Below are 24,434 nucleotides of genomic sequence, written 5' to 3'. Positions count from 1 at the left end.
TTTATCTTTTCTTAAAAATTATACTTAGCGATAACTTCTCGCTCATCAAAATACTCTTTAATACCATTTTTATCAAGATAGCACTCATGTCCTTTGCCAGCTAATAGAATAACATCGTTAGCTTTCGAGTTTTCAATAGTATATTTGATAGCTTTTTCTCTACTATGAATAAAAGTATGCCTTTCAGGATGCCTAAAACCTTTTTTGATATCATCAAAAATACTTTCAATATTTTCAAAACGATTATTATCTTCTGTAATGACTATTTTATTAGCGTACTTTTCTGCTATTTGAGCCATTATAGGTCTTTTGGTAGTATCTCTATTGCCACCACAGCCAAAGATACACCATAGATTATTTGGATGGTAGTTTACTAGAGTTTGTAGAGCTTTTTCCAAAGCATCTGGAGTATGCGCATAATCAATTATAATCTTTGCACCATTTACTAGTGCAATTACTTCCATACGCCCTTTTACAGGTTTTAATTTAGAAATATTTTCTAGAAGTTGTTCTCTAGTAGAGCTATCATCTAATGCCGCTAAGCTCAAACCTAAATTCATTAGATTAAATTCGCCAACTAAAGATGTTTGATAAGTACCTATATGCTTTTGAGAAATATATAAATCAAAGCTTGTTTGCATATTCTCTATACTCTTAGACTCTAGATAAATATCTGCTTTTCTTGATTTTAAGCTGACTGTTATAATCTCAATACTATACTTTAAGTTAGTATCTATGGATTCCGTGGTCGGAGCCTGACGGAATGACGATTTATTGGTATTTTCCCAAAGTTTCAGACCATATTCATCATCTATATTTATTACCGCTTTTTTAAGGCTTTTAAACTGAAACAATTTTGCTTTAGCCTCAAAATAATTATCCATAGTCTTATGATAATCAAGATGATCATGACTAAGATTACTAAATACTGCAATATCAAAATCTAAACCTTCGGTGCGCTTTTGATCCAATGAGTGAGAAGATACTTCCATAACAAGATTTTGATAATTCTTATAATATGAAATAGTTTGATATAAAGATAATATATCTAATGTCGTATGGGTACTCTCTTGTAGATCTGGATAAATCCCATTGCCATTTGTACCTAGTAATAATGATTTTTGACCAATTAATTTTTGCAATTGTGCAATATAACTAGAAATCGATGTTTTACCATTTGTGCCTGTTATACCAATTATATTTTGAGGTTTTTTATAATCATAAAACCATTTAGCAAGATTCGATAGCTTCTCTTTTAAATTTTGAATATAAAGAATATTAGGTAATTCCCCTTCAGCTACTGAAGGGGTGGCAATCGAAGATTGACGGGGTAGTTTATCACTCAAAATAAGTTTTGTACCCTTAGTTAAAACATTATCAATATATTTATTACCATCAGTTGATAGCCCTTTGAGAGCTATAAATACTGATTTTGCGTCACATTTACGACTATCTAAAGATAGCGATTCAATTTCAAAATTATTTTGAGATAAGGTTTGAATATCTAGAAATTTTAATATTTGATTTATACTTTTCATTTTAATTTTCACCACATTAAAGCACTTTGTGGCAAGCTTATGTCAAAGTCATTGATCCAGTGACTACAACTGTCTGAGCTTGCGAGTTTTGTAGGCACCAATGACTTACATTAAAGCGCGAACATGTGCTAAGCAGTTTTGCATACTTTTTCTGCTATTGCAAAAAGTATGTCGCTAAAACTCACATCGTAAGTTAGCGAAAGCATTTAATCAATTGTCTTTTTTAAAAGCTGGAAAACCCAATTTTTCTCTAGCGCTATAATATTCTTTAGCTACTTCTAGAGCTAATTTTCTAACTCGTAGAATATAGCCTTGTCTTTCTGTCACAGATATTGCATGACGCGCATCTAATAAGTTAAAAGTATGCGAAGCTTTCAATACAAACTCATAAGCTGGAATTGGTAGATTTTTTCCTACTAGTCTATAACCTTCTTTTTCTAATAAATCAAACTGTTTAAAAAGCTCTTCAACATTAGCCTCTTCAAAGTTGTAAGTCGACATTTCGATTTCATTCTGCATAAATACATCACGATAATACAAAGGACCATTTTGCGTATTAGCCCATAAGATATCATACATACTATCAACATTTTGAATATACATAGCTAGTCGCTCAAGACCGTAAGTAATCTCACCCATCACAGGCTTACACTCCAGTCCACCTACTTGTTGGAAATATGTAAACTGTGTAATCTCCATACCGTTTGACCATACTTCCCAACCAAGACCCCAAGCACCAAGTGTTGGCGACTCCCAGTTATCTTCAACGAAGCGAATATCATTCTCTAATGGATCAATACCTAGCTCTCTAAGTGAACCAAGATATAATTCTTGGATATCATCAGGCGATGGCTTCATCACAACCTGGTATTGGTAGTAATGTTGCGTACGGTTAGGATTCTCACCATAGCGACCATCTGTAGGTCTTCTTGACGGTTGAACATACGCAGCTGTCCATGGCTCTGGACCTATCGCTCTTAGAGTTGTTGCTGGATGGAATGTTCCAGCACCGACTTCCATATCTAGTGGCTGAATAATAGCACAACCTTTAGATGCCCAGTAATGATGTAGTTTTAAAATAATTTCTTGAAATGTAAGCATACTAATTAAAATTTTTACATAATTATAATTTTGTAAAAGATTTTATCATATTTAGATATCAATAAATATTATATAAAAGTATCAATTTTATATTATTAAGTAACTATCTTAAGTTTTTAATATACAAGTCTAGTTGATTAATCTCTTGCTTGACAGAACCATCTTCCTGATATGTACTCCAAGGATATACAACATTTTTATCAGTTTTCTCAAACTTGTTAACCTGCCAAATATTTGACTTTTTAAAAAATTCTGGTTTTCTTGGATCATTATCTCGATTAACTATCAAAGCACATATCTTTTCATAATTATTTTCTTTTACATAGCCTATATGTTTCTGATATAAATCAAACGCAATACCTTTTCCCCAATGATCTTTCTTTATCATAATATCAGCAAAATAATACGCCTTGTCCATATTTATATCCATATCAAAAAGTGGTTTTGTTAAACCAAAACTTTTAGATATTGGACATCCTAGAGATGCTCCTAATATTACGCCATTATCTTCAACATAAAAAATATCAACGTCAGAGCTCATTACTAAATAACTTTCAAAATAATCCTCTTCCTCTTGGTTATTATATTTATATAGATAAGGAAAATATTTATATATCCTTCTAAGTTCTTTTATCTGATTAAAATATCTAAAGTCTTTTAAGCCTTTGAAATGTTTAACTTTCATAACTATTTCTCTTATTCAAGTCCTAAACTTCTGTTCTTAATAAGTCAAAATCAACCAACTTCCATTGCCAATTAGGTTCGCCTACAGTACCAGGAGTATTCAGTCTAGCCTCACTGCCCAGCTCTAATATATCTTGTACTGGCAGGATTACATATTCAGCATCACAATTAAGCAGATACTTAATAATCTTTCTAAAAATATTTCTATCATTTGCTTTAAAATATCGTTTTAAGAGCTTTCTTTGATAGCGGTTTAACTCATCAAAATACCAGCCTTTGAGAGTATTATTATCATGTGTGCCTGAGTAAGCGATAATGTTGACACTTTCGATAAATTTACCAGTCTTAAGATCAAAATGAAAAGGGAAAACCTTCATACCCTTTAAATTAAAGTGATCGCGTAGCTCAAATACTTCATCTCGCAAATCTCCTAAATCTTCAGCAATAATATTAGCATCCGGAATACGCTTATAGACTGTATCAAAGAAATCATAACCAGGAGCCTCAACCCACTCACCATTTATAGCAGTCTTTTCACCTGCTGGTATCTTCCAATATGTATCAAAAGCTCTAAAATGATCAATCCTAACGATATCAAATAGCTTGAAGTTACCATTTAGTCGATCTATCCAAAAATCAAAGTTTGTTTCTTTGAGTTTATCCCAATCATAAAGTGGGTTACCCCATAGCTGGCCAGTTTCTGAGAAAAAGTCAGGTGGAACACCTGCAACGAAACTAGGATTTAGATTCTCGTCTAATAGAAATATATCTTGATGCTCCCATACATCGGCAGAGTCAAACCCAAGATAAATAGGCAAATCACCCATGATTTCGATATTATTTTGATTAGCATATTCTCTTAGCTCAAACCACTGCTTATAAAAGATAAACTGCAAAAATATTTGATAATCTATCTCGTTTTGAAATTGATCAAGTTCTATAGCTTTATCTTTGATCCAGTTTTTATATTCTTGTGGCCAAAAATTCCAAGCTTGGTTATTATTAGCCTTTCTAAAAGCTTTAAAAAAAGCATAATTTTTAACCCATGAGTTTTGAGCTATAAAATTATTATATTCTTGTTCAAACTTATCTTTTGAACTTTGAAAATTGCTAAATGCTTCTTCGAGATACTTATCTTTGAAATTACGAACAAGTTCATATTCAACTTTGTCAGAGTTTACATTTAGACTTTTAAGAGATGATTCTTCAAGCAAACCATAATCTGCTAGTTTTTCTAAGCTAATATAGATTTCATCACCTGCAAAAGAAGAGCTTGACTGATATGGAGAGTTGCCAAAACCTAGTGGTGTAAGTGGCAGCACCTGCCAAATCTTAGTATTTGCTTGTTTTATAATATCAACAAATTCATAAGCACTTTTACCCAAATCACCAATACCAAACTGACTTGGTAAACTTGAGATAGCTAATAATAATCCAGATTTTTTCATATACTCTCTCTACATCATAAAAAAATGCACATTGCGGTAACCAAATAGTACTAAAATATTCTAAGAGTGACAAACTCAACTGCAGTCATCCTATGGCTTGACCATAGGATCCATTGGCTATAAGCTAAGTTAATTATTGGATTCTACGATCAAGTCGTAGAATGACATATTATTCATAACACTAATCATCCTTATATCACAAGTGTAATACAAGTCTAAATCTTCCAGATATCTCTGTTATAGTCAGCAATAGTTCTATCTGAACTGAAGAACCCAGCTTTTGCAATATTTACTAAAGCCATAGACATCCACTCTTTACGGTTCTCATAATCTTTGATCATTTGATCCTTAACTTGTGCATACTCTACAAGATCTATCAAAGTCATAAACCAGTCTTTATTAAGTAACTCGTTATACAACTCTTTTAAGTTAGATTTCTTACCAAGCTTAACAAGTTTTTTAGAAACTATAAAATCTACGATCGGCTTGATTGCAGGCTGCTTGTAATAATCTTTAGAAATATAACCACTAGTCTTGTATAGATTGATAATAGTGTCACTATCCTTACCAAAAGTATAGATATTATCCTGTCCAACTAGCTCAGCAATCTCAACGTTAGCACCATCCATAGTTCCTAATGTGATAGCACCATTTAGCATAAACTTCATGTTACCTGTACCACTAGCCTCTTTTGATGCTAAAGATATTTGCTCAGAGATATCAGCAGCTGGGATTAACTTCTCAGCAACACTTACATTATAGTTCTCAACAAATAATACTCTCATGTACTTATTAACATCAGAATCATTATTGATAAGCTCTTGTAAGCATAAGATTAGATGAATAATATCCTTAGCTATAATATAAGCTGGAGCTGCCTTACCGCCAAATATAAAGTTAACAGCTCTTGCAGGCTTAAGCTTACCTGATTTGATCTGCAAATATCTATGGATTATATACAAAGCATTCATTTGTTGACGCTTATATTCATGGATACGCTTGATTTGTACATCAAATATTCCATCTTTGATAAGCTCCACACCATAATGCTCTTTTGCAAATTTAATAAATTGTGCTTTTTTAACCTTTTTGATATCTTCAAGAGCTTTTAAAGTATCATCATTATCAAATTTTAGAAGTTTTTCTAAATCAGTAGCTTTAGTTTTAAAACTATCACCGATAACACTTTCTAAGTATTTTGTTAACTCAGGGTTAGATTGTAATAACCATCTTCTGAATGTTATACCATTAGTCTTATTATTGAATTTGTTTGGATAAATATCATTAAAATGTTTCAATTCATCATTTTTAAGAATCTCTGTATGAAGAGCTGCCACACCATTCACACTAAAGCTATAATGAATACTCATATGAGCCATATGTACAATACTTTGATCATCTATGATAGATAATTTCTCATCGATATGCTCTAGCTTAACTTTAGCATCTAAATATCTAATAATATCGATTAACTCTTGAGTTAGTACTTTTTTAAGATATCTTAGAGGCCATTTCTCTAGCGCTTCAGCCAAGATAGTATGGTTAGTATACGCTACTGTTTTCTTAACTATTTCGATAGCTGCATCTATAGATAGCCCTCTAGTCATAAGCTGACGTACAAGCTCAGGAATCACTAAAGTTGGATGTGTATCATTAATTTGGATAGTTGCATGTTCATGAAGCTTCTCAATTGAGTAGCCTTTAGCATCCATATCAGCAAAAACTAAATGCACCGCATTACTTACCATGAAATACTGTTGGAAAATTCTTAATAAATGTCCTGCTTCATCGCTATCATCTGGATATAAAAAAAGCGTAACATTCTTTTCGATAGCTGTTTTATCAAAAGATATACCTTTTTTAACGATGCTAGAGTCAACGCTCTCAGCATCAAACAAGCATAGTTTATTAACAAAATTATTTTGATAACCAACCATCTCAATATCATACATCTGAGATTGTATACTAAAACCATTGAAATCAATCTTATAAGCAGCCTTTCTCTTATTAAGCCAGCCTTTGTCTTCTATCCATGGATTAGGTGTTTCTTTTTGTAGATTCTTTTTGAATTTTTGCTTAAACAAACCATAATGATAGTTCAAACTAACACCTGTTGCAGGAATAGCTAGCGATGCTATTGAATCTAAAAAGCACGCCGCTAATCTACCTAAACCGCCATTACCTAGAGATGGTTCTGGCTCGCACTCTTCGATCAAAGCTATATCTTTACCATTAGCCTCAAATAGCTCTTTAACATCATTATAAATTCCAAAATTTATAAGATTATTTGCTAGCATTCTACCGATCAAAAATTCACTAGATATATAATATATTTTCTTTTTAAAATCAGGCGTTGGTAGTTTTTCTGTTTGCTCTTTAACATAAGATAATAGTGCATAATATAGATCTTGATCACTTGCTTTAGCTATATCACATCCTAAAGCATCTTGTAAAAAAAGCTTGATTTGATTTTTGTTGTCCATTTTTTTTAGAAACCTTTGATAATAATTTATTGATAAAAAATAATTACATTAAAAATTATAATATCATTTAAGTATTTTTTTTGGTAAAAAAATATTGATTTTTTGAACTTTTTTGAAAGCCTATCAAACCAGTTGAGAATAAATTTGATGTATTTTATCAGCAGCTGCATTCCAATCTACTTTTTGCTGCATTGCAGTTTTTCTAACCCTCTTCCAGTCTGCTTTACGATTATATAATGCGAATGCTCGGCGAATTGCTAAAGTGAGCGACTCCACACTGAACTCATCAAAAACAAACCCCGTAGCCATACCATCTGCCAAATTCTCCAATGAAGAATCTGTAACAGTATCTGCTAGACCACCAACTTTGTGTACTAGAGGCAAAGTTCCATAAGTCAGACCATATAGTTGTGTCAATCCACAAGGCTCAAAACGTGATGGTACCATTATCACATCAGAACCAGCAATTATACGATGCGCTTGGTTTTCATCATAACCAATTTGTACAGCTATTGATTTAGGAGATTTCTTAGCCGCAGCTAAAAATGCTTCTTCTAAAGCTTTATCACCACTTCCCAATAAAACAACTTGACCACCTCTACTAGTGATTTCACCTATTGCTTCAATTAAAAGATTTAGGCCTTTTTGCTCAGTTAAGCGTGTTACAATTCCAAAAACTACTGCATCCTCTTTTTTCGCAAGTCCAGTCATTTTTTGTAGAGCTGCCTTACATTTTGCTTTACCAACATTCGCTGTAGTAACTGAATAGTTAGCTTCTATAAGAGTATCTTTTTTAGGATTCCATACTTGAGGATCTACACCATTAAGTACTCCATATAGATCATTATGACGATCTGCAAGTAGCCCTTCTAATCCACATCCCTGCTCATAAGACTGAATCTCTTTAGCATATGTAGGACTTACTGTGGTGATCTTATCAGCAAAATATAGGCCCGCCTTCATAAAAGATACTTGACCATAGAACTCTAAACCATTCATACTCAAGAATATACCTGGTAAATCTAACTCCGCAAAAACACTCATTGGGAAAAGACCTTGATAAGCAAGGTTATGCACAGTGAACACTGTTTTTACAGCTTTTTTGCCAGATGCCAGCTCACTTGCTTTGATATAAGCAGGTACTAATCCAGCATGCCAATCATGACTATGAACAACTTCTGGCTTCCACTTAGCATCCAAGCCTTCAGAAATTCTTGCCGCTACCCAACCCAATAAAGCAAATCTGAGATAATTATCTGCATAAGCTTGATTACTACTATCTGCGTATGGATTACCCGGTCGAGCAAATAAACTAGGAGCATCTATTACATATATGTCGATTTTAGTATTAGGAATCTTAGCTAAAAATATGTTTATCTCTTCTGCACCAAAACGAGAAGGGATATTAATCAAAAGCTGCTTATCCTTAATAGCATTCATAAATGCCGGAAACCCTGGAACCAAAACCCTACTATCAACCCCAAAACTAGCTAATGCAGGTGGCAAAGCAGCTGTAACATCTGCAAGACCCCCTGTTTTTAGAATTGGATATAATTCACTACATACATGTAAAACGCGCATAAACTTCTCTTATTTTTCTTTTAGTTCATCTATCATCTTTTTAGTTACTAGCACCACACCCTTGTCGGTTCTAAAAAAGTTTTTAGCATCCTCTTTAGGATTTTCTCCAATCACCATACCAGCTGGGATATCACAACCTTTATCAATCACAACTTTTTTCAGACGGCAATTTTCGCCCACTACTACCTCAGGCATTATCACGCACTGATCAATCTCACAACCTGCTGAGACTCTAACTTTCGAGAACATCAAAGATTTAGAGATTTGCGAACCAAGCACTATACAACCACCTGAAGCAAGAGTATTTGTAATCACACCATGATTACCCTTTCTATCTGGCACAAACTTAGCTGGAGGAAGCTGCTCTTGAGCTGTCCACACAGGCCAATCTTTATCATAGATATTCAACTCAGGCATATTAGCTGCTAGATCAAGGTTAGCTTCCCAGAATGCATCTATAGTACCAACATCTCTCCAATATGGCTCGACACCCTCACCTCTAGGCACACATGACATACTAAATGGATGTGCTAAAGCTTGATTTTCACTAACAACTCTTGGAATTATATCTTTACCAAAGTCATGGCTTGATTCTTTATTTGCAATATCTTCCTCAAGTAAATCATACAAATAATCAGAATTGAATATATATATACCCATACTTGCATAACATCTGTCAGTTGTGCCAGGAATTGTTGGTGCATTATCTTTAGGCTTTTCGACGAAGCTTGTAATTTTACGATCTTCATCAATACCCATAATACCAAATGCAAATGCTTCTTCTTCAGCAATTTCAACACACCCTACAGTACACTTATAACCGCTTTGGGCATGATCTCTTAGCATTACTGAGTAGTCCATCTTATATATATGATCGCCAGCTAGAACTATGACATACTCAGGTCCATAAGAACGTAAAATATCAATATTTTGGTAAACAGCATCAGCAGTACCGCGATACCAACTCTCTTCATCAACCCTTTGCTGTGCTGGTAGCAAATCTATAAACTCATTTAGCTCACCACGTAAGAAGCCCCAACCACGTTGGATATGACGAAGTAAAGAGTGTGACTTATATTGTGTAACTACACCTATTCTTCTGATACCAGAATTTAAGCAGTTTGATAAGGCAAAATCTACAATTCTAAACTTACCACCAAAATAAACAGCCGGCTTCGCTCTAGTGTCTGTTAGATTATATAAACGAGAACCACGCCCGCCTGCTAGCACTAATGCCATAGCCTTTTTATACAACTGATGCGATGAATTAGGATTATTCATAATAATTAACTCCTTGTGTTTATAATAGCAATTAAATCAAGTAACTACTGTTGGCTTAACCATGCCTGTTAAAGATTTAATATTGGTTAAATCTCCAGCAATATTTATCAAAGTAGCCAAAGCCTGTTGTGTTGGTGTATCAAATTTTGAAGAGTTAGATTCATACTTTTCTAAATATACACGTAAAGTAGCTCCCTGTGTTCCTGTACCTGATAACCTAAACACAATTCGAGAACCATCTTCAAAAATAATTCTTATTCCCTGATGGTTGGAAATTGAACCATCTATAGGATCCGTATAGCTAAAATCATCTGCTTTAGCCACTTTCTCACCATTTAATTGAGTCCCTGTAAGACTAGATAATTTATCTCTTAAAGAACTCATGATAGAGTTAGCAATCACAGTATCTATAGCTTCATAATCATGTCTTGAATAGAAGTTACGACCAAATTTTTGCCAATGTTCCTCAACCAACTGATCAACATGTTTGCCTGTTGCAGCAACTAAATTCAACCAGAACAATACTGCCCAAACTCCATCTTTCTCACGAATGTGATCTGAACCTGTTCCATAACTCTCTTCACCACATAGTGTGATTTTCTGAGCATCTAATAAATTCCCAAAGAATTTCCATCCTGTTGGAGTCTCAAAACAAGGTAGACCTAATGACTCTGCTACCCTGTCTACTGCAGTTGATGTAGGCATTGATCTAGCAACACCTTTAATTCCTTTTGAATACGCTGGTATAAGATGCGCATTTGCAGCCATAATTGCTAGACTATCTGAAGGTGATACATCTATTTGTTTACCAACAATCATATTTCTATCTGCATCACCATCTGAAGCTGCACCGAAATCATACTTGCCACTACGCATATGCTTAACTAAGTCTTCAGCATTTACAGGATTTGGATCCGGATGAAAACCTCCAAAATCCTCAAGTGGTTCAGCATTGACAACTGTACCAGCTGGAGCTTGCAAAAGAGTCTCAAAAATATACTTTGCATAAGGACCAGATACTGCACTCATAGAGTCAAAACGCACCTTAAAACCATTTGCAAATAGTTCACGAATTTTATCGAAATCAAATATTTGTTGCATTAATTCAGCATAATCAGTTACTGAGTTAATAACCTCGACGGTTGTATTTTCAATTTTGTATGTGCCTATCTTGTTTAAATTAACACTATCTTTAGGTGCGTCACTTATCAAGTATTGGCCAATCTTTTTAGTTTCTGAAAAAATTCTATCTGTAATTTTCTCAGGTGCTGGACCACCATTAGAAACATTATATTTGATACCAAAGTCTCCTTTTGGACCACCCGGGTTATGACTAGCCGATAACACAATACCACCAAAAGCTTGATACTTTCTAATAACACAACTAACAGCTGGAGTAGAAAAGATACCATTTTGTCCAACTATAATTTTACTAAAACCATTAGCTGCAGCCATTCTAACAATAATTTGTACAGCTACATCATTATAGTACCTACCATCACCACCAACAACTAGAGTCTTACCTCCTATATCATCCAAAGAATTAAATATAGATTGTACAAAATTTTCTAAATATCCTGCTTGCTGAAAAGCAGTGACTTTGTTACGCAGACCTGATGTTCCTGGTTTTTGATTTTCAAAAGGTTTGGTTAATACTCTTTGAATTGCCATTTTTCTACCCTAGTATTATGTTAACAGAATAAACACACTAATTTGGCGAACTACCTAGTCACCTTAATAGAGCATAGGTGAAAGCCCATACATTTCATCTTATCACTATCTCTATGAATTTAAAATAACCAATATCTGTATTGCTGGTAAAATTATTTTTTAAATTAATTATTCAGTTTACTAAGCTTATATAAACGATTAAGATTGTAATTATAGAGATTTTTAGTACTTATTAGCGTCTACGCTGAAAAACACACTGATTCTATACTTTTGACTAGGAGCTTTTATGAAAAACGTAAATTCAAAACAAAATAAACATTCCACTATTGGCGAGCAAGATATACATTACTTCCATGAAGGCAAGCACATATATGCATATGAATTTATGGGTGCTCATGCAGCTTGCGAAGGTGGTATTGATGGTATTAGATTTACAACCTGGGCCCCAAATGCAAAAAGTATTTGTGTCATAGGTGACTTTAGTCACTGGGAAATTCAAAGCAAAAATCAAATGAAACCCATTAGTAATTCAGGATTATGGAGTGTATTCATAGCTGGTGTCAAAAATGAACAAAAATATAAACTTGTTGTAACAAATAAAGATACTAATCATTACGTTTATAAAAGTGACCCTTATGCTTTTTTCTCAGAATTAAGACCGAATACAGCATCCATAATAAATACTCAGATGGAATATAAATGGCATGATGATAAATGGCTAAAAAAACGTGCTACTGCTGACTATTACAATAGTCCAATGAATATATATGAACTACATCTTGCTTCTTGGAAAACCAAAGATGGCGAATTTATGAGTTATGAAGAGATAGCCCAGATACTGCCTGAGTATATCAAAGATATGGGATACACACATATAGAGTTTATGCCGTTACATGAACACCCACTAGATGCTTCGTGGGGTTATCAACCAACAGGTTTTTACTCAGTGAATAGTCGTCATGGCGATTTAGTCGGTTTGAAGCACCTAGTTGATAAACTTCATACACATGATATAGGTGTAATTTTAGATTGGGTACCAGGACACTTCTGCAAAGATCAACATGGATTAATCAACTTTGATGGTAGTGCATGTTACGAATATCAAGAACCTACCAAAGCTGTTAACGAGGGTTGGGGAACGCATAACTTTGATCTAGGTAGAAATGAAGTAAAATGTTTCTTGATTTCAAATGCAATGTATTGGATCAATGAGTTTCATATAGACGGACTTCGTGTAGATGCAGTATCAAATATCTTATATCTTAACTATGATAGAGAAGATGGACAGTGGATACCCAACATTCATGGTGGACATGAGAATTTGGAAGGTATTGCTTTCTTAAGAGAACTCAATGGTGTCCTAAAGCATACCTGCAAAGGAGTGATCACAATTGCTGAAGAATCATCATCTTGGCCAAATATCTCCACACCTGTTGAGCAAAGTGGTTTAGGGTTCGACTTCAAATGGAATATGGGTTGGATGAACGATACATTACGCTATATCTCTTTAGATCCAGTTTATCGTAAGTATCATCACAACTTAATCACTTTCTCTATGGTATACCACTATTCAGAGAAATTTATCTTATCTATTTCACATGACGAGGTAGTTCACGGCAAAAAATCTCTCATAAACAAAATGTGGGGAGACTTATGGAATAAATATGCTGGCCTACGACTATATATGTCATATATGATTGGTCACCCTGGTAAGAAACTTATTTTTATGGGAAGTGAATTTGGACAGTTTGTTGAATGGCGAGAATATGAGCAATTACAGTGGCAGGTTGTTGATGAATATCACACACATAAAGAAACACTACATTTCTTCAAAAAATTAAATGACTTCTATAAAGCTGAGACTGCATTGTGGGAGTGTGATTACGATCACCAAGGCTTCCAATGGATAGATGCCAACAACTCTGAACAGAGTATCTTATCTTTTGTCCGAGCTAGTAAAGATAACCAAGAAAAGCTAATATTTGTTTGTAACTTTACTCCTGTAACTTATTACGACTACAACATAGGTGTTCCTGATGCAGGATCATATATTGAGGCTTTTAATTCTGACAGCCTTGAGTTTGGTGGTTCAGGCCAAGTTATTTCAGATGAAATACTATCAGTTCCAGAAGCACAGCATGGCTTTGACCAAAAGATTGCCATAAGAATCCCGCCTATGGCCACCCTTGTTCTCAAACTCAAAAAATAAGGCTATAATAGCTTAACTAAATTTTTTAAAAAATATATAAATTATTAAGCAAAAGTTGTAAATATGCAGTCATTAAATAATATATGGATAGAAAAAGACAGCATCTTCGAAAAGTTCGATGCTGAATACTCTCTAGACCAAGACCCAGATACAAACAGTATTAGATTTAGAATAAATGCGCATGGCTTCTCATACGGTTATGTTACAGGGCAATTTAATCAATGGAAAAAAGAAGATAGATATAGGCTAATATGGGAAGCTGACCCTGATGATGGTAGCTTATGGCTGACAAAAAATATTCTTAAGATCTCTGGGCTTATCAATGGCTCAAATCAATATACTTTTATTTTAATAGATCTAGAGGGCAATGAAAGAAGACTTTCTGCAAGCAATAGAGTTTTTGAACCACTGACTTTCAACTGGCTTGTAAATCCTCAGATTCTTTCAATAAAAGCATCTGAAGACTATATAGTACCAGGTTATAAAGTTGACCTGATAGCGATAACAGAGTCTTTAACAAAAAAAAGAAGTATTGTTGATGTTACATGGCGAGTAGAGCCAAAATCAAAGCTTATTGAAGTCAAAGATAATAAATTAAGTGTTGACCCTTCTGTAACAGATATAAGTGAAGTCAAAGTATATTGTAGTAGCAAAAACAATCCTAACCATAAAGCAGAAAGAATTTTTAGAGTAGCTAGGGAACCTCGTAAAGGTCAACTTATTCACTTTATAAAAAAAGATGAACAATATCTAGGGCAGGACTTTAGCTGGGATTTATGGACGTATGATGAAAAAGGAAAAACACGCCCAAAATCACTTTCTAAAAAGAGCGACTTTGGACTATATGCTGATTGTGTAAATAAAAACATAATAGCACGCAAAAGAACATGGAGCACGTACTGGCAGAACGATTGGGCTGAACAAACAAGCTCATTCAAAATAGATGAAGATCATGATAACTATTATATAGTTTATGGAGATCATGATATTTATACTTCTCTAAGTGATGTTGTCAACAGAACTAATGCCAGAATAAATTATGCTGTACTTGATGAGCCAAATAAAATAGAGGCTTATTTATCAGATACTCCTCTGATAGGTACTATATTTGAACTATGGATAAATTCGAAAAAAGTTACAAACGCTGTAAATATCGTTAAGTATAAGTCTAAAAAAGTTATATTTACCAATTTGCCTTCTGAGCTTAAGCCAAGCGATTTAATAGAAATACGTGCAAATAATACCTTTATGCCAACGAAAGTATTATTCGGTAACTTTTTGGATAAATACTACTATCCAAATGATGATATGGGTGTTGTCTTCTCTAATGACACAGTATCATTTAGGATATGGGCTCCGACAGCAAAACACGTTGAGCTTTTGATATATCATGAAGATGATAATGACAAACACGAGATGCCTGATGATGCATTTAATTTAATTCCAGAATTAGAATATGGTACACATAGTGCCTGTATACCTAGAGATCTCTGTGAAAACAAATTCTATATATATCGACTTTACTTTGATGATATAGACTATCGTGGTAATAAGTATACAAAAATAACTTATGCTATAGATCCTTATGCAGTTGGACTTGGTGCCAATGGTAGAAAAGGATTCATACTAGACCTTAACTCAGATGAGCTATCTCCTGAAAGCTGGAAAAACAGCTACTTCCATACACCTCAAAACCCTCAGGATGCTGTTATCTATGAATTACATGTTAGAGATTTCTCTATCGGCTCCAATAGTGGAATACCAGAAAACATCAAAGGCAAATTTTTAGGTACAGTATATGAAGGATCTGAAATAACTACTCCAAATGGTGAACTATCTGTTTCAACAGGTATAGACAGTCTTCATGAACTTGGTGTCACTCATGTACATCTATTACCGATATTTGATTTTTCATCGGTTGATGAGTCAAATGCCAATATCAAAGATAATAGAAACTGGGGATATGATCCACAAAACTACAATGCACCAGATGGAAGCTACTCTATTAATCCTTTTGATCCAACTCAAAGAATCAAAGGTGCTAGAGAAATGATTGCCGGATTCCATAACAAAGGTATTGGTGTCGTTATGGATATGGTATATAACCATATGACTGATACATCGAACTTTGACAATATTGTGCCAAAATATTATTTCAGGACTGATAGCCAAGGCCACTTTACCAATGGTTCTGGGTGTGGTAATGAACTTGATACCGAAAAACCAATGGTGCGCAAGTTTATCAAAGACTCCGTTCTGCACTGGGTCAAAAACTATAAAGTCAATGGTCTAAGATTTGACTTAATGGAACTAATTGATCTTGATACTATCAAAGAAATTACTGAAGAAGTAAAACAAATAGATCCAGGTATTATAGTCTATGGAGAACCATGGAAAGCTGGTGACTCACCTCTAAGAAATGGTACATATAGGGGCACGCAGAGAAACCAAGACTTCTGTGTATTTAATGATACATTTAGGGATACGATTAGAGGCAATAATAGTCCAGGTAATGGTTACATCAATGGAGATGCTCATAATCCAGCCAATATCGGCAAGGTTATGGAAGGTCTTAGAGGCTCTATACATGATCTAACTGCTAACCCTAAAGAGACTATCAACTATGTAGATGCTCACGATAACTATACACTTTGGGATCAAATTGAAAAAAGCCTGCAAAGGAACATTCAAGCTGGAGATTATCGAAAAAATATTCCCGAAAATATCTTTGAAAGTCGTAGAGTTCGCCAAAACGGTTTAGCCCTTGGTATTTTATTAACATCTCAAGGGGTGCCATTCTTGCATGGTGGTTGTGAGTTTTTGAGAACAAAGCAAGGTGATCATAACAGTTATAAGAGTGGTGATGATATTAATGCTTTTCACTGGCAAGATAAATTACAATACAAGCCTTTTTTTGATTATGTAAAAGGACTTATAAAGATAAGAAAAGAACACCCTGCTTTTAGAATGACTAGCCCTGAGGATATCAGTAAACACCTAATTGTTTCAGCAGCATACCATGATCTTCATTCTGGAGTTATCGTATCTCATCTCAAGGATAATGCTAACGGCGATATGTGGAAAAATATAGTTGTAGTGTATAATGCGACAGCTATAGAAAATTACGATATCAACGATATTGTTCCAACTACCGAAACTAATGTGTGGCATGTGATTGCAAATCATGAAAGAGCTGGTACGGAGACTATAGAAAAAACAACTAAAGGCAAGCTCCCTCCTCTTAGAGCATACTCAATGTTAATTATTCATAGCTAAGGAAACAAGATGACTGATAATTTTAAAGCTCCTCTTAATACTGAGACTAAGTTTTTATTTTCTACTTCTGGGAGTAACTCATCTATATCAAGACATAATGCTGCTATACAGAAGCTAGACTTAAATCTTTGTTATTTTACATTTTCTGGTGATATAACTGCCAAGACTTATACTGATGCTATTAGAGCACCCTTTGTCAATGGTGGTACAGTAACGGCTCACAATGGCCTAAAATCAAAAGTAATACCGTTTTTAGATTACATCGAACCACTAGCTAAAGAGACTTTAGCAGTCAATACAATCATCAATAAAAATGGCAAGCTTTATGGTTATAATACAGACTGTCATGGCTTACAAACAGCTCTTAAAAAAGGTGTAAAAGCATCAAACAAAACTATAAAAACCGCAGCAATATACGGTAATGGTGGCGTATCTGGAGTTGCTTTTAAAGTATTACAAGACTTAGCTATCAAAGTAACTATCGTCGGTAGAAATGCTGAGAAAGTAGCTCAAAAAAGAAAAGAACTAGGTATAGAAAACATCCCTCATTTTGAAGGTCCGTATGACCTAGTAGTAGATGCTACACCAATATCATCATCACCAGAGCTAGAGCAAAATACCCAATTTATAGATTTAGTTAAGAATGCAAAAATTGTATTTTGTCACGCTATGCCTGAAAAGGATAATAAAAAAAATTATCTACTCGAGTATTGTAACAAAAACGATATTTTCTATATCTCTGGTGAGGATATGTATATTAACCAGCTAATTAAACAATATATGATCTACTTTGAAAATCTCAATCAAAAGAAAATCACCGAAGAAGATATAATAAAAGCTTGGGATTTATAATTCTGCTACTTATTATCTTTAATAATGTCTAACCAATTAGAATAAAAAGTCTTTCTATCATTTTGCCATGAATAATCAATATTATTTTGGCTGTCATAGTAGTTATATGGCTTAGCTATATTATCGGTAGTTGCTTTATCCCTTAAATACTCTGCTTCTAAGGTATCTTGAGTATACTCAAGATGATTAAACATATAAGTAATATCATACTTTTTATCAGCTAAACAATCTAAGCCATCTATTGCAGATGCTAGGATAACATCTGTATGCTCCAATACTTTCTGATCTGTAATTTTTGTTTGTCGAGATATACAAGCTTTAAGCTCACCATCTATACCTTTTAATAGTGGATGATCGTGCTTAATAGGCTTATGCCCATATACACCAAATAACTTCTTTTCTAGACATTGTTTGTTTATACCATATAGATAATTTAGACCAGCCTGAGCAGCCCAGCAAACTAACATCACAGATAATTTATACTCAAGACTTTTTGAAATTATCTCACAAACTTCTGGATAAAAATCAACGCTCTCAAACTCTAATAACTCAACTGGAGCCCCTGTGATAATAATTCCATCTAAATCCGCAAAATCATAATCCTGCCAATTAGCATAATTTTCTTGTAAGTAATTCTCGCTAACTCTAGTACTAGGACGTACTAATGAATGAAAAAACACTAACTCAACAATTGTAGAACTATTATGAGAAAGTACATCTGCCCAGTGTTTTTCAGTTTCTTTGACAGTTGGCATCAAGTTTACAATAGCAACTTTTAATCTTTTGATACTAGAGCTATTCTTGATACTAATTTCAGTTTGATAATTAAGCTGTAAGTCTCTAAAAAACTCAAATGGCTTTTTTGCATTGATCGTCATACTGCACCTCCGAATAATCCAAAGCCTGCTTTAAGTCCTCTATTAGATCATTAGCATCTTCTAGCCCTATTGATAATCTTACCAAACCATCAGATACTCCTGATTGTATGCGCTCTTGTTCTGTTAACTGTGAATGTGTGGTTGAAGCTGGATGTATAATCAAGCTTCTAGCATCACCAATATTAGCACAGTGTGTGAATAGCTTTGTTTGCTCGACCAAATTCTTACCAGCATCAAATCCTTCATTTAACTCTATGGTTAGCAATCCAGCGACACCTCTTAGAAAATATTTATTAGCCAAAAGATTATATGGAGAATTAACAAGACCAGCATAATTAACTTTTTTAATCTTTGGATGAGCATTTAAAAATTTTGCTACTTTTTCAGCATTTTTGATATGCTTGTCCAATCTTGCTCCTAATGTTTCTAGACCTTGTATAGCCAAAAAAGCAGTATGTGGACTAAGAGTAGCACCTATATCTCGCAAACCAACTGCAAGCCCCCTAACGGTAAAAGCCAACTTGCCAAAAGTTTCATGAAATGAAATATTATTATAGGATCTATCAGGTTTTACTAATAAAGGAAATTTATCATTAGCTGACCAATCAAAAGTTCCTCCATCAACAACTGCACCACCTACTATAGAGCCATTGCCACTTAAATATTTTGTCAAAGAATAAGAGACAATATCTGCACCATGTTCTAATGGATTTAATAAATAAGGTGTTGCAACAGTATTATCAACTATCAAAGGAATACCGGCTTCATGAGCAATTTTTGCAAGTGCTTTGATATCGGCAATAACTCCAGAAGGATTAGATTGAGACTCTATAAATAGTGCTTTGGTGTTCTCTTGGATAGCATTTTTGACCTCATCTAATTTATTTATATCAACTAGAGTTGACTGCCACCCAAACTGCCTTGGAAATGTATGTGTCAATTGTGTTACTGAACCACCATACAAATATTTAGAAGCAACTATATGATCTCCACTTTGAAGTAGATTTAAGAAAATCAAAAGTTGTGCTGCATGTCCTGATGAGCAGGCAAATCCTCCAGCAGCTCCATGAAGATTAGCTAACCTAGAAGCATACTCATCTACTGTTGGGTTAGTTAATCGTGAATATATACTACCGAACTCTTTTAATGCAAAAAGATTTGCAGCATGCTCTGTACTTTCAAATACAAAACTAGAAGTTTGATGTATAGGTGTTTGTACCGACCCGCTCTTTTCTGGTATAGAGCGATGTACAGCTAATGTTTCTAAAGAATATTTACTCATAGTTTTCTCCTACTTATAAAACTCTTTAGCTTGGGAGAAATCTGAGAGGGAAAGATGGAATAATCCAAAACACCTTTTAGCAGATTATTTTTCGTGTCCGCAAGCTGAGTTATCAAATCAACACGTTTATAAGACTATGCTTATAATTCATCTGGAATTAAATCCATACCTTTCAGCATATTACTTAGAATTATCTTTGTCAAATGATTATTTAACAAAATTTTGAAAAATCACTATCACTTATCTCTTGTGACAGGCCTAACTCCTAATTCTGACAATATATAGTTATATAATGCCCTATGCACTTGATAGGTTGGATGAACATGATCCCAAAACGCATAATCTTGGGGATTATCACACATACTACCAACATATCCTGCATCTATAACACTTTGCATTGATGGCTGATCTAATAGATCATTCATTTTGACTTTAGAGTCTGTTTTGGCGTTAGCCTCTAGGCTATTATATGCATTATCAATATTAGATTTCTCAGATAAAAAATACCCTCCTAACCAACAAGAATCTTTGATATGATCCAAGCTTATAGTTGCATTATATTTTTTATTAAAGCTCTTAGTATTATTTACCATTTCATCAAATACTGTAGCAATATCTATAAACTTCATTTTATGCTTATCTGCATATTCTCTTAAAATTTTATTATGCTGTTTGTATATTTTTTTGAGAATTTTTTCATTGCTAAGTGATTTAGATTCTCCTGTGATACTTAGATCAGGTAGTCCAACAATAACTGTCTGTTTTGCTGATACTTTTTCAATAGCATTGATAATACCATCGGTCACTTGTTTGACTGCTCCATCAATATCAGTCATCTCTGGATTAGTAGTTAGGTAGTCATTACCTCCGACAAAGAATATTGCTAAATTGTCTTTTATATCATCATTAGCCTCTAAATCTAGGTACAAGTTGACCTGATTATCTAAAACGTATGGGGTACTATTCTCAGCCCACTCAGGAAACACTATAACCGAACTACCGCCTACCGCATAATTACTCACAGGGATATTATTTAAATAAAGCCTATTTGCAAACTGTTCTGACCATACCTCTCCATTAGAAAACATTCCTCTATAGTATGGTGTTGATTTTGGTAAAAGCTGTAATGAGTACTTATATAAGTTGCCTTTATCACTTAAGCTATCACCAAATATCATTATTCTTTTGACACCAAATAATAAACTATCAAATATATCTAGCTCTTGATGACATGCAGAAACTGTAAAAGTTGGCGTTATTAAACTACCGTTTATCAATGTTTTAAGATTCACTGAATAATTAGTCCAATAGTACTCATAATCATCATTGCGAAACTGATGATTTATTTCTATATTGCCTTTTGAATCTTTAAATAAAGCTCTATTTGCACCCTTTTTACCAAAATAAAAAAATCCATTTGATAACTCGTATTCTACAGAACCTGATGAATCTTTAGATTTGAAGCCAATATCATAATACGATGTTGTTGAATCCATGAAGTTGTCATTTGCTAGCTCTTTCGTTATATGGTATTGATGTGGTTTTAGTGTCTTTGTAAAAGTTGATTTGTTATTTTTATCTTTGATGGTAAATACAGCATCTGTACTACAGTTATTCTCGAGCATTAGTTTGGTATGAGCATATCCAAAAGTATAATTTATAGATAAAGAGGCCAATAAAAGAATACTAGATATTTTTAAGAAAATGTTACGCATCTAATAGTTGGAAAGGATTAGCATATAACGAAAATTATACACTAATGAGCATAAAAACTTTAGCTCTAAAAATACACCCACAAAAATATTAAAATTGTCATATCTGCAAATGTATGAGTAATGATAGGAGCAAATAATCCTTTGACTTTGCATCTCATCAAACCCAAAGCACAAGCATAGACAAAAGTCATCGCAAAACCTATTAACCCATTAGGGAACCCTCCCGCATAATGAAATCCGGCAAATAAAAATGCTTGTAAAAATATTGCTACTGAAATATTAAAAACTTTAGTCAATTCAGTTTGGAGAATTCCTCTAAAAATAACCTCTTCAACAGTTGCATTTAATAATGCTCCAACAGGTATTAGCATTAAAATTACAATAGTACTAAGCTTCGCAAGCTCTTGAGAAGTTGCCTCTCCAACTCCAGTTAGCTCACTTGTTAATATCCCCCAAACTATCAAGCTGATTGAAGCTACTACAGATACAAGCGCTACTGCCAACCAGATTTTAATATCTTTTATTTCTCCAAAATTAAATAGCCCAAAAATCTGCTTTTTGTATACTAGCGCAGATATTAATAATGTAACTAATAATGTTGCAAGCATTGGATTTTGATAAAGAGGTATTATCAAATAAATTGGTAAGGTTGATAAAAATAAAAATAGATTTGAATTGAAAATCCTCTTATCAAAAATCACACTTGTTATAAACGATATAGCTGCACATAATATTGCAAGATTACTAGATAATTCACTCTGAAAATAAAAAGATAAAGTTATAAAAACTATATTTATAATAAATATAGTTTTGACTAGATTAAGATTTGTAGGCATGTATATGTTTTTTTGATAAATCTACAAGGATTATAAAGAAATTTGTACTAATTCCAATGCGAGTTAATGCAAACAACTAGTGATTTAGTATATAGCTTACGAAGTAAGCAACGAAAAACAAAGCTTCATGCTTTAGTTTAGATAATATTTTTACTTAGGCTGCCAAACAATATCAAGCTCTTTAGCTGCTTTGACATCATCAAGACGACGCGCTGGTAGATTATAAGGAGCTCCTTTTAGATACTGAGGATCTTTCTTAGCAATATCTCTGATTTCTACCATTGCTTGGATAAATTTCTCCATACTATCAACATTTTCAGTTTCAGTAGGTTCTATTAATAGACACTCGGGTACCAATAACGGAAAGTACATTGTAGGAGCATGCACCCCTCTATCTATCAAGCACTTAGCAAAATCAGTAGCTGTTACACCATAATTTTGGAATTCAGGCTTCAAAGTTACAATAAACTCATGAGAGGCTCTTCTCTCAGGATATGCTATCGTGAAGCCTTCTTGTTTTAAGCGAGCCATCATATAGTTAGCGTTTAGAGTAGCTATTTCAGAGGCCTCTGTTAGACCATTGCCACCAAGCATTGCTCCATAGATATATGCTCTAATTAACACACCAATATTACCATTAAATGCTGATAATCTACCGATAGTATTTGGTACATCTTTTTCTTCTAGCCATACAAATCTATCATCTTTTTTACCAACCATCGGTACAGGTAAAAACTCTTTCAGTTTATCATTAACAGCTACGGGACCAGCACCTGGACCACCACCACCATGAGGAGTAGCAAAAGTCTTATGAAGATTCATATGTAAAACATCAAATCCCATATCACCAGGACGAGCTTTACCCATGATTGCGTTTAAGTTCGCACCATCATAGTACAATAAACCACCAGCTTCATGAACTTTCTTGGCGATCACAGCAATACTTCTCTCAAACACACCAACTGTAGATGGATTAGTCAACATAATACCAGCAGTCTTGGGCCCAAGTACTTTATCTAGGGCTTCGATATCAATATCACCACATTTTTTAGTTGGAATCTCGATAACCTTCAGACCACAAACTTTTGCAGTAGCTGGATTAGTACCATGAGCAGCATCAGGTACAATAATCTCATTACGCTCAAAATCCCCACGCTTGTGATGATATGCTTTAATCATAGAAACACCAGCAAACTCGCCTTGTGCACCAGCCATAGGAGCTAATGATACACCTGTCATACCAGTTAGCTCTTTGATTAGGTCTTGTAAATCATACAAGCACTCAAGAGTACCTTGAACACTCTGGACACTTGCATAAGGATGCCTTTCTAAAAATCCTGCTAATGAAGCATACTTATGCGCCGCTCGCGGATTGTATTTCATAGTACAAGAACCTAATGGATAGAAATTCGTATCTATACAAAAGTTCTTGCGTGAAAGTTGTGTGTAATGTCTAACAACATCTAACTCAGCTTGCTCTGGTAAGATAGGTTTTTTAGAGCGAAGCATATTTGTAGGGATATTTGAAACATCACCTTTTTTGCTAGGCATTACAGATGGCGAGTTTTTACCTCTAGTTTTTTCAAAAATAACCATTTA

16 protein-coding genes and 1 riboswitch are annotated in these 24,434 nt (G+C 34.0%); of the genes, 3 read left to right on the top strand and 13 right to left on the bottom strand.

Going from position 1 to position 24,434, the window contains the following annotated elements; genetic code table 11:
- Positions 1-11 precede the first annotated feature (11 nt).
- The 8 genes from FQ699_RS02705 to FQ699_RS02670 form a co-directional block, all read right to left on the bottom strand.
- Positions 12-1,538, bottom strand: coding sequence for a UDP-N-acetylmuramoyl-L-alanyl-D-glutamate--2,6-diaminopimelate ligase (locus FQ699_RS02705; RefSeq protein ID WP_146421022.1), 1,527 nt, complete (start codon positions 1,536-1,538; stop codon positions 12-14).
- A gap of 210 nt (positions 1,539-1,748) precedes the next feature.
- Entirely contained in the window at positions 1,749-2,639 is an 891-nt protein-coding gene (glyQ, locus tag FQ699_RS02700; protein WP_013923567.1) for a glycine--tRNA ligase subunit alpha, read from the bottom strand.
- A gap of 103 nt (positions 2,640-2,742) precedes the next feature.
- Positions 2,743-3,324 carry a GNAT family N-acetyltransferase gene (locus FQ699_RS02695; protein ID WP_146421021.1) on the bottom strand — a complete coding sequence of 194 codons (582 nt, stop codon included), beginning with the start codon at positions 3,322-3,324 and terminating at the stop codon, positions 2,743-2,745.
- Between the two features lie 22 nt (positions 3,325-3,346).
- Positions 3,347-4,771 (bottom strand): 4-alpha-glucanotransferase, encoded by a 1,425-nt coding sequence (malQ, locus tag FQ699_RS02690; RefSeq protein WP_146421020.1) that lies wholly within the window; start codon positions 4,769-4,771, stop codon positions 3,347-3,349.
- A gap of 215 nt (positions 4,772-4,986) precedes the next feature.
- Positions 4,987-7,254 (bottom strand): glycogen/starch/alpha-glucan family phosphorylase, encoded by a 2,268-nt coding sequence (glgP, locus tag FQ699_RS02685; protein ID WP_146421019.1) that lies wholly within the window; start codon positions 7,252-7,254, stop codon positions 4,987-4,989.
- A 123-nt stretch (positions 7,255-7,377) separates the two neighbouring features.
- The gene (gene glgA, locus FQ699_RS02680) at positions 7,378-8,835 is read right to left on the bottom strand and encodes a glycogen synthase GlgA (RefSeq protein ID WP_146421018.1); all 1,458 of its coding nucleotides are present in this window, start codon (positions 8,833-8,835) and stop codon (positions 7,378-7,380) included.
- A 9-nt stretch (positions 8,836-8,844) separates the two neighbouring features.
- Positions 8,845-10,116 carry a glucose-1-phosphate adenylyltransferase gene (glgC, locus tag FQ699_RS02675; RefSeq protein ID WP_146421017.1) on the bottom strand — a complete coding sequence of 424 codons (1,272 nt, stop codon included), beginning with the start codon at positions 10,114-10,116 and terminating at the stop codon, positions 8,845-8,847.
- 36 nt (positions 10,117-10,152) lie between these two features.
- A complete protein-coding gene (locus FQ699_RS02670) occupies positions 10,153-11,787 on the bottom strand; it encodes an alpha-D-glucose phosphate-specific phosphoglucomutase (protein WP_146421016.1) in 1,635 nt (544 codons plus the stop codon).
- A 286-nt stretch (positions 11,788-12,073) separates the two neighbouring features.
- Between FQ699_RS02670 and glgB the strand changes: the two genes are divergently transcribed.
- The 3 genes from glgB (at position 12,074) to FQ699_RS02655 (ending at position 18,124) form a co-directional block, all read left to right on the top strand.
- Positions 12,074-13,996 (top strand): 1,4-alpha-glucan branching protein GlgB, encoded by a 1,923-nt coding sequence (gene glgB / locus FQ699_RS02665; RefSeq protein ID WP_146421015.1) that lies wholly within the window; start codon positions 12,074-12,076, stop codon positions 13,994-13,996.
- A 63-nt stretch (positions 13,997-14,059) separates the two neighbouring features.
- Complete coding sequence (gene pulA, locus FQ699_RS02660) at positions 14,060-17,272, top strand: type I pullulanase (RefSeq protein ID WP_146421014.1); 3,213 nt, start codon at positions 14,060-14,062, stop codon at positions 17,270-17,272.
- 9 nt (positions 17,273-17,281) lie between these two features.
- Entirely contained in the window at positions 17,282-18,124 is an 843-nt protein-coding gene (locus FQ699_RS02655; RefSeq protein ID WP_146421013.1) for a shikimate dehydrogenase family protein, read from the top strand.
- Positions 18,125-18,129: 5 nt separating this feature from the next.
- Here FQ699_RS02655 and FQ699_RS02650 read toward each other — a convergent pair whose 3' ends face one another.
- The 5 genes from FQ699_RS02650 to gcvPB all read right to left on the bottom strand — a co-directional run bounded on the left by FQ699_RS02650 (position 18,130) and on the right by gcvPB (position 24,431).
- Positions 18,130-19,002 (bottom strand): homoserine O-acetyltransferase/O-succinyltransferase family protein, encoded by an 873-nt coding sequence (locus FQ699_RS02650; RefSeq protein ID WP_146421012.1) that lies wholly within the window; start codon positions 19,000-19,002, stop codon positions 18,130-18,132.
- Positions 18,974-20,284: an O-acetylhomoserine aminocarboxypropyltransferase/cysteine synthase family protein gene (locus FQ699_RS02645; RefSeq protein WP_146421011.1), complete on the bottom strand. Its 1,311-nt coding sequence runs from the start codon at positions 20,282-20,284 to the stop codon at positions 18,974-18,976. The genes FQ699_RS02650 and FQ699_RS02645 overlap by 29 nt, the downstream gene beginning before the upstream one ends.
- Positions 20,285-20,340: 56 nt before the next feature.
- Positions 20,341-20,418: riboswitch (SAM riboswitch) on the bottom strand.
- 102 nt (positions 20,419-20,520) lie between these two features.
- Complete coding sequence (locus FQ699_RS02640) at positions 20,521-21,999, bottom strand: SGNH/GDSL hydrolase family protein (protein ID WP_146421010.1); 1,479 nt, start codon at positions 21,997-21,999, stop codon at positions 20,521-20,523.
- Between the two features lie 65 nt (positions 22,000-22,064).
- Positions 22,065-22,835, bottom strand: a complete 771-nt coding sequence (locus tag FQ699_RS02635; RefSeq protein ID WP_146421009.1) for a CPBP family intramembrane glutamic endopeptidase — start codon at positions 22,833-22,835, stop codon at positions 22,065-22,067.
- A gap of 150 nt (positions 22,836-22,985) precedes the next feature.
- Positions 22,986-24,431, bottom strand: coding sequence for an aminomethyl-transferring glycine dehydrogenase subunit GcvPB (gene gcvPB, locus FQ699_RS02630; RefSeq protein ID WP_146421008.1), 1,446 nt, complete (start codon positions 24,429-24,431; stop codon positions 22,986-22,988).
- Positions 24,432-24,434 lie beyond the last annotated feature (3 nt).

This window comes from Francisella salimarina, from assembly GCF_007923265.1.
GTDB lineage: Bacteria > Pseudomonadota > Gammaproteobacteria > Francisellales > Francisellaceae > Francisella > Francisella salimarina.
Note: the sequence above shows the minus strand (reverse complement) of the source record. Positions and strands in the feature narration are given on the sequence as shown.

Excerpts from the sequence above, each read along its gene's own strand:
- glgC (WP_146421017.1), bottom strand. The coding sequence starts at position 10,116 with ATGAATAATCCTAATTCATCGCATCAGTTGTATAAAAAGGCTATGGCA.
- FQ699_RS02635 (WP_146421009.1), bottom strand. The coding sequence starts at position 22,835 with ATGCCTACAAATCTTAATCTAGTCAAAACTATATTTATTATAAATATA.
- FQ699_RS02705 (WP_146421022.1), bottom strand. The coding sequence starts at position 1,538 with ATGAAAAGTATAAATCAAATATTAAAATTTCTAGATATTCAAACCTTA.
- malQ (WP_146421020.1), bottom strand. The coding sequence starts at position 4,771 with ATGAAAAAATCTGGATTATTATTAGCTATCTCAAGTTTACCAAGTCAG.
- FQ699_RS02640 (WP_146421010.1), bottom strand. The coding sequence starts at position 21,999 with ATGCGTAACATTTTCTTAAAAATATCTAGTATTCTTTTATTGGCCTCT.
- FQ699_RS02645 (WP_146421011.1), bottom strand. The coding sequence starts at position 20,284 with ATGAGTAAATATTCTTTAGAAACATTAGCTGTACATCGCTCTATACCA.
- FQ699_RS02650 (WP_146421012.1), bottom strand. The coding sequence starts at position 19,002 with ATGACGATCAATGCAAAAAAGCCATTTGAGTTTTTTAGAGACTTACAG.
- FQ699_RS02670 (WP_146421016.1), bottom strand. The coding sequence starts at position 11,787 with ATGGCAATTCAAAGAGTATTAACCAAACCTTTTGAAAATCAAAAACCA.
- glgA (WP_146421018.1), bottom strand. The coding sequence starts at position 8,835 with ATGCGCGTTTTACATGTATGTAGTGAATTATATCCAATTCTAAAAACA.
- pulA (WP_146421014.1), top strand. The coding sequence starts at position 14,060 with ATGCAGTCATTAAATAATATATGGATAGAAAAAGACAGCATCTTCGAA.
- gcvPB (WP_146421008.1), bottom strand. The coding sequence starts at position 24,431 with ATGGTTATTTTTGAAAAAACTAGAGGTAAAAACTCGCCATCTGTAATG.
- FQ699_RS02655 (WP_146421013.1), top strand. The coding sequence starts at position 17,282 with ATGACTGATAATTTTAAAGCTCCTCTTAATACTGAGACTAAGTTTTTA.
- FQ699_RS02695 (WP_146421021.1), bottom strand. The coding sequence starts at position 3,324 with ATGAAAGTTAAACATTTCAAAGGCTTAAAAGACTTTAGATATTTTAAT.
- glgB (WP_146421015.1), top strand. The coding sequence starts at position 12,074 with ATGAAAAACGTAAATTCAAAACAAAATAAACATTCCACTATTGGCGAG.
- glyQ (WP_013923567.1), bottom strand. The coding sequence starts at position 2,639 with ATGCTTACATTTCAAGAAATTATTTTAAAACTACATCATTACTGGGCA.
- glgP (WP_146421019.1), bottom strand. The coding sequence starts at position 7,254 with ATGGACAACAAAAATCAAATCAAGCTTTTTTTACAAGATGCTTTAGGA.